Origin of the sequence: Kitasatospora sp. MY 5-36 (assembly GCF_001182915.1) — a bacterium.
In the GTDB taxonomy this organism is placed as follows: Bacteria; Actinomycetota; Actinomycetes; order Streptomycetales; family Streptomycetaceae; genus Kitasatospora.
Map to the genome: position 1 here is coordinate 1 of NZ_LFVW01000626.1, position 6,758 is coordinate 6,758.

The 6,758-nt window shown below is 70.9% G+C and carries 5 protein-coding genes; all 5 read left to right on the forward strand.

What is annotated here, in order from left to right:
• Positions 1-573 precede the first annotated feature (573 nt).
• The 5 genes from AE652_RS31995 (at position 574) to AE652_RS47540 (ending at position 6,380) form a co-directional block, all read left to right on the forward strand.
• Positions 574-2,427 carry an acetolactate synthase large subunit gene (locus AE652_RS31995; protein WP_049657944.1) on the forward strand — a complete coding sequence of 618 codons (1,854 nt, stop codon included), beginning with the start codon at positions 574-576 and terminating at the stop codon, positions 2,425-2,427.
• Between the two features lie 32 nt (positions 2,428-2,459).
• Positions 2,460-2,984 (forward strand): acetolactate synthase small subunit, encoded by a 525-nt coding sequence (ilvN, locus tag AE652_RS32000; protein WP_049657946.1) that lies wholly within the window; start codon positions 2,460-2,462, stop codon positions 2,982-2,984.
• A gap of 110 nt (positions 2,985-3,094) precedes the next feature.
• Positions 3,095-4,093: a ketol-acid reductoisomerase gene (gene ilvC / locus AE652_RS32005; RefSeq protein WP_049657948.1), complete on the forward strand. Its 999-nt coding sequence runs from the start codon at positions 3,095-3,097 to the stop codon at positions 4,091-4,093.
• A 243-nt stretch (positions 4,094-4,336) separates the two neighbouring features.
• Positions 4,337-5,923: a phosphoglycerate dehydrogenase gene (gene serA, locus AE652_RS32010; RefSeq protein ID WP_049657950.1), complete on the forward strand. Its 1,587-nt coding sequence runs from the start codon at positions 4,337-4,339 to the stop codon at positions 5,921-5,923.
• Positions 5,924-6,218: 295 nt separating this feature from the next.
• Positions 6,219-6,380, forward strand: coding sequence for a hypothetical protein (locus AE652_RS47540; RefSeq protein ID WP_199823173.1), 162 nt, complete (start codon positions 6,219-6,221; stop codon positions 6,378-6,380).
• The last annotated feature ends 378 nt before the right edge of the window (positions 6,381-6,758 follow it).

Below are 6,758 nucleotides of genomic sequence, written 5' to 3' on the forward strand. Positions count from 1 at the left end.
GGCCCGCTGGCCACGCCGCCGGGCCCGGCTGGACCGCTGTCGGCCCGCCGCCCGTACCCGCCCGCGGACACCCGCCCGCCCGTCCCCGAGGACACCCGGACGAGTGGCCGCGGCAGCGGCCGGACGGACGCCGCACCGGGGCGTGGCGCACATCACCATGGCGGCTCTGACCTGCCCGAACACCGTGCCGTTACTGGCCCGCCGGGTGGTCCGCATGGCGAGACGGTCGTCCCACCTGCTTGACACGCCGCCCCGCACGGGAGGAAGGTCGTTGCCATGCGCACCCGAATTCTCGTACTTGGCGGGCGCGTCGGCTGAGTGGGCTCGTACGCCCTGCTCGTGACAGACCGACGCGCCACCCCTCGCATGCCCTTGGGCACGAGGGGTTTTTTGTTGCACTGACGCTGTTCCACCTCCGCAAGACCCCTGGCCTCGACCGCCCTGGCCCGTCCGATCCGTCGGACCGAGCGGGACGATCGAGGCAGAGCCGGCGCTCGACCCGGACCGGGACCCCACCCTCGCAGCACGGGGCCCGCAGCACCGGGTCGGCAAAACCCGAGAAGAGACAGGCAGATGACCGAGCACGCCGCATCCCCCCGCCGCGGGGACAACCCGGCCGCCAACGCTCCCGCTCCCCAGCACGTCGTCGAGACCATGACCGGCGCCCAGTCGCTCATCCGCTCCCTCGAGGCCGTGGGCGCGGACACCGTCTTCGGCATCCCGGGCGGCGCCATCCTTCCCGCGTACGACCCCCTGATGGACTCCGTCAAGGTGCGCCACATCCTGGTCCGGCACGAGCAGGGCGCCGGCCACGCCGCCACCGGCTACGCCCAGGCCACCGGCCGGGTCGGGGTCTGCATGGCGACCTCCGGTCCGGGTGCGACCAACCTGGTCACCCCGATCGCCGACGCCTACATGGACTCGGTGCCCGTCGTCGCGATCACCGGCCAGGTCTCCTCCAAGGCGATCGGCACCGACGCCTTCCAGGAGGCGGACATCTGCGGCATCACGATGCCGATCACCAAGCACAACTACCTGGTCACCGACCCGGCCGAGATCCCCCGGGTGATCGCCGAGGCCTTCCACATCGCCGCCACCGGCCGCCCCGGCCCGGTCCTGGTCGACATCGCCAAGGACGCGCTCCAGGCGACCACCACCTTCCGCTGGCCGGTCGAGACCGCGCTGCCCGGCTACCGCCCGGTGACCAAGCCGCACGCCAAGCAGATCCGCGAGGCCGCGAAGATGCTGGTCGGCGCCAAGCGACCGGTGCTGTACGTCGGCGGCGGCGTGCTCAAGGCGCGGGCCACCGCCGAGCTGCGGATCCTCGCCGAGCTGACCGGCGCCCCGGTGGTCACCACCCTGATGGCGCTCGGCGCGTTCCCGGACAGCCACCCGCAGCACCTGGGCATGCCCGGCATGCACGGCTCCGTCCCCGCCGTCACCGCGCTCCAGAAGTCCGACCTGCTGTTCACCCTCGGCGCCCGCTTCGACGACCGCGTCACCGGCAAGCTGGACGGCTTCGCCCCCAACGCCAAGGTCGTCCACGCCGACATCGACCCGGCCGAGATCGGCAAGAACCGCCCGGCGGACGTGCCGATCGTCGGCGACGCCCGCGAGGTGCTCGCCGACCTGATCGTCGCCGTCCAGGCCGAGTTCGACGCCGGCCACAAGGGCGACTACACCGAGTGGTGGGAGCGGCTCGACGAGTGGAAGAAGACCTACCCGCTCGGCTACGAGCCGGCCCCGGAGGGGCGGCTCTCGCCGCAGCAGGTCATCGAGCGGATCGGGACGCTGGTCGGCCCCGAGGCGATCTACGCCGCGGGCGTGGGCCAGCACCAGATGTGGAGCTCGCAGTTCATCCGGTTCGAGAAGCCGGGCACCTGGCTCAACTCGGGCGGCGCCGGGACGATGGGCTACGCCGTCCCCGCGGCGATGGGCGCCAAGGCCGGCCGCCCGGAGAGCGCGGTCTGGGCCATCGACGGCGACGGCTGCTTCCAGATGACCAACCAGGAACTGGTCACCTGCGCCCTGAACGACATCCCGATCAAGGTCGCGGTCATCAACAACGGCTCGCTGGGCATGGTCCGGCAGTGGCAGACGCTGTTCTACAACCAGCGCTACTCCAACACCGTGCTGCACTCCGGCCCCGGCCACGACGGCATCGAGCCGCCGGCCCAGGGCACCCGGATCCCCGACTTCGTCAAGCTGTCCGAGGCGATGGGCTGCGTGGGCCTGCGCTGCGAGCGCCCCGAGGACCTCGACGCGGTCATCCGGCAGGCGATGGAGATCAACGACCGCCCGGTCGTCATCGACTTCATCGTCCACCAGGACGCCATGGTCTGGCCGATGGTCGCGGCCGGCACCAGCAACGACGAGATCCAGTTCGCCAAGGGCGTGCGCCCCGACTTCGGCGACGACCTCGACTGATGTCCCCCTCTCCAGAACGACTGAGGAATCCCATGTCCAAGCACACCCTCTCCGTCCTGGTCGAGAACAAGCCCGGCGTGCTCGCCCGCATCGCCGCCCTGTTCTCCCGTCGGGGTTTCAACATCGACTCCCTCGCCGTCGGCTCGACCGAGCATCCGGACGTGTCCCGGATGACGATCGTGGTCAACGTCGAGGACCTCCCGCTGGAACAGGTCACCAAGCAGCTCAACAAGCTCGTGAACGTGATAAAGATCGTCGAACTCGACCAGTCCGCTGCGATCCAGCGGGAACTGGTCCTGGTGAAGGTCCGCGCCGACAACGAGACCCGGTCGCAGATCGTCGAGATCGTCCAGCTGTTCCGTGCCAAGACCGTCGACGTGTCGCCGGAAGCGGTGACCATCGAGGCCACCGGCAGCTCGGACAAGCTGGAGGCCATGCTCCGGATGCTGGAGCCTTACGGCATCAAGGAGTTGGTCCAGTCCGGCCTGGTCGCCATCGGCCGCGGCGCGCGCTCCATCACGGACCGCTCGCTGCGCGCCCTGGACCGCAGCGCGTGAACAGCGCGCCTCCGCGTCTCAATCCCTGAAGCAAAGACCCACACCACACCGCGTGCGCATACGGTGAACACCGCGTACCCGGACCCCATCACGCAAGGAGATGTGCCCCCGTGGCCGAGCTGTTCTACGAAGACGACGCCGACCTGTCCATCATCCAGGGCCGCAAGGTCGCGGTCATCGGCTACGGCAGCCAGGGCCACGCCCACGCGCTGTCGCTGCGCGACTCCGGCGCCGACGTCCGGGTCGGCCTGAAGCCGGAGTCCAAGTCCCGTGCCAAGGCGGAGGAGGCCGGCCTGCGCGTCGTCACCCCGGCCGAGGCCGCGGCCGAGGCCGACGTCATCATGATCCTGGTCCCGGACCCGATCCAGGCCGACGTCTACGAGGCCGACATCGCCCCGCACCTGAAGGCCGGCGACGCCCTGTTCTTCGGCCACGGCCTGAACATCCGCTTCGGCTTCATCAAGCCCCCGGCGGACGTCGACGTCTGCATGGTCGCCCCGAAGGGCCCGGGCCACCTGGTCCGCCGCCAGTACGAGGAGGGCCGCGGCGTCCCCGCGATCGTCGCGGTCGAGCAGGACGCCTCGGGCAAGGCCTTCGAGCTGGCGCTGTCCTACGCCAAGGGCCTGGGCGCCACCAAGGCCGGCGTCATCAAGACCACCTTCACCGAGGAGACCGAGACCGACCTGTTCGGTGAGCAGGCCGTCCTCTGCGGTGGCACCGCCGCCCTGGTGAAGGCCGGGTTCGAGACCCTGGTCGAGGCCGGCTACCAGCCGGAGATCGCCTACTTCGAGTGCCTGCACGAGCTGAAGCTCATCGTCGACCTGATGTACGAGGGCGGCCTGGAGAAGATGCGCTGGTCGGTCTCCGAGACCGCCGAGTGGGGCGACTACGTCACCGGCCCGCGGATCATCACCGCGGACACCAAGGCCGCGATGAAGCAGGTCCTCGCCGAGATCCAGGACGGCACCTTCGCCAACACCTGGATCGCCGAGTACAAGGCGGGCCTGCCCAAGTACAACGAGTACAAGAAGGCCGACGAGGACCACCTGCTGGAGACCACCGGCAAGAAGCTGCGCTCGCTGATGAGCTGGGTCAACGAGAACGCCTGACCCCTTCCGGGCCGTTTCCCCGGCCCCGAATTTGTAACGTCCTTGTACAAGTAGGCTGCTCTCGTCCGGGTGATTTCGCCGGACGGGAGCAGCCCGCTACCCAGCCCGTCGATACACTCCGAGTGCGCGTCAGGCCCACAGCGTCGTGCGTCTACCTACGCGGCATGCCACCTTCCCCCGCCCTCCACGCCACCTACGTGCCCGGGGGAACCGGACAGTTAAGGACCCACTGTCGTGAGCACTGTGACCTCCAAAAGCGCTGTCGTACTGATCGCCGAAGAGCTCTCGCCCGCCACCGTCGACGCCCTCGGCCCCGACTTCGAGATCCGCCACTGCAACGGCGCCGACCGCACCGAGCTGCTCACCGCGATCGCCGACGTCGACGCGATCCTGATCCGCTCCGCCACCAAGGTCGACGCCGAGGCGCTGGCCGCCGCCCGCAAGCTCAAGGTGGTCGCCCGGGCCGGCGTCGGCCTGGACAACGTGGACGTCGCCGCCGCCACCAAGGCCGGCGTGATGGTCGTCAACGCGCCGACCTCCAACATCGTCACCGCCGCCGAGCTCGCCTGCGGCCTGCTGATCTCCGTCGCCCGCAACATCGCGCCGGCCAACGCCGCGCTCAAGCAGGGCGAGTGGAAGCGCAACAAGTACACCGGCGTCGAGCTGAGCGAGAAGACCCTCGGCGTCGTCGGCCTCGGCCGGATCGGTGTCCTGGTCGCCCAGCGGATGTCCGCGTTCGGCATGAAGATCGTCGCGTACGACCCCTACATCCAGGCCGCCCGCGCCGCGCAGATGGGCGTCAAGCTGGTCACGCTGGAGGAGCTGCTGGAGGTGTCGGACTTCATCACCGTCCACCTCCCCAAGACCCCGGAGACCATCGGCCTGATCGGCGACGAGGCGCTGCACAAGGTCAAGCCGACCGTCCGCATCGTGAACGCCGCCCGCGGCGGCATCGTGGACGAGGAGGCGCTGGCGAGCGCGCTGCGCGAGGGCCGGGTGGCCGGCGCCGGCCTGGACGTGTACGCCAAGGAGCCGTGCACCGACTCCCCGCTGTTCGCCTTCGACAACGTGGTCGCCACCCCGCACCTGGGCGCCTCCACCGACGAGGCGCAGGAGAAGGCCGGCATCGCGGTCGCCCGCTCGGTGCGCCTCGCGCTGGCCGGCGAGCTGGTGCCGGACGCGGTGAACGTCCAGGGCGGCGTGATCGCCGAGGACGTCCGCCCGGGCCTGCCGCTGGCCGAGAAGCTCGGCCGGATCTTCACCGCGCTGGCCGGCGAGGTGGCCGTCCGCCTCGACGTCGAGGTCCGCGGCGAGATCACCCAGCACGACGTGAAGGTGCTCGAACTGTCCGCGCTGAAGGGCGTGTTCGAGGACGTGGTGGCGGAGACGGTGTCCTACGTCAACGCCCCGCTGTTCGCCCAGGAGCGCGGCGTCGAGGTCCGCCTGACCACCTCCAGCGAGAGCCTCGAGCACCGCAACGTGATCACCGTCCGCGGCACGCTCGGGAACGGCGAGGAGATCGCCATCTCCGGCACGCTGGCCGGCCCCAAGCAGACCCAGAAGATCGTCGGCGTGGACGCCTTCGACGTGGACGTGGCGCTCACCGACCACATGGCCTTCTTCAAGTACGAGGACCGCCCCGGCGTGGTCGGCGTGCTCGGCCGCCACCTCGGTGACGCGGGCATCAACATCGCCGGCATGCAGGTCGCCCGCGACGGCGGCAGCGCGCTGGCCTCCATCACCGTGGACACCGAGATCCCGCAGGAGGTGCTCTCGGCGATCGCCGCCGAGATCGGCGCCCGCTTCGCGCGCTCGGTCGACCTGGGCTGATCCTCCGGCCCCAGGGCCGTCCCGGCAGGGCCCGGACCACCGTTCGACGGTGGTCCGGGCCCCGCTGCGTTCTCCCGGGTGAGACCCGTCTCAGATACTAGGAAATCCAAGTATTCGTGCAGACACGGCCGGGGCGTGGTCGTACCGTGGAAGGGCCGTACGGTGTGCCGCCCCTGTAGCCAGGGCGCGCGGCCCGTGTACGCGTGCGCCTTCACGAGCAGGCGATCCCTGCTCCCGCGCTCCCTTTCCCCTCTTCGCGCTCGCCCTCCGCAGCGCCGCTTCCAAGGAGCCCGGTATGTCGCCGACCGCCGACCGTCACGCCACGTCCGCCCCCGCCGCCACCCCCGTCCGCGCCCCGCGCCGTCGCCGGGCCGTCGAGCGGAACCCCTTCGCGGCCGCCGCCCTCCAGCGTGCGCTGGACCGCCGGGACAACGGCGGCGCGACCGGCCACCACTGAGCGGCCGGCGCCTCCGGGCCGGGTCGCCCGGCAGTGGCGTTCATCCGTCGAATGGGCCGTACGGGTGCGCCGGATGTCACCCAGTAGAGTGCAACCCCGGTCCGTCCGAGGGAAGTTGCTCGTCCCCGTCGGCGCGATCATCCTAATTTGGGGCCCTCGGAGGGGTGATCGACGTTCGCGTGGGCGAGCGTCAGCGACACGGTGTGCGGATCAGTCCCCCTGCCGGGGGAGAGGGCCCAGTGCGTCTGCCACCCGTCCGCCGACCCGCCGCCCGGATCGGCCTCACCCTGGCCCTGCTGGCCGGAAGCGCCGTCCTCGCCGCCACCCCGGCGGCCGGCGGCCCACCGTCCGCGGGGCCGCCGTCCGCCGGACCGCCGG

Bases quoted from the DNA above. Each gene is read 5' to 3' on its own strand.
- AE652_RS31995 (WP_049657944.1), top strand. From the start codon at position 574: ATGACCGAGCACGCCGCATCCCCCCGCCGCGGGGACAACCCGGCCGCC.
- ilvN (WP_049657946.1), top strand. From the start codon at position 2,460: ATGTCCAAGCACACCCTCTCCGTCCTGGTCGAGAACAAGCCCGGCGTG.
- AE652_RS47540 (WP_199823173.1), top strand. From the start codon at position 6,219: ATGTCGCCGACCGCCGACCGTCACGCCACGTCCGCCCCCGCCGCCACC.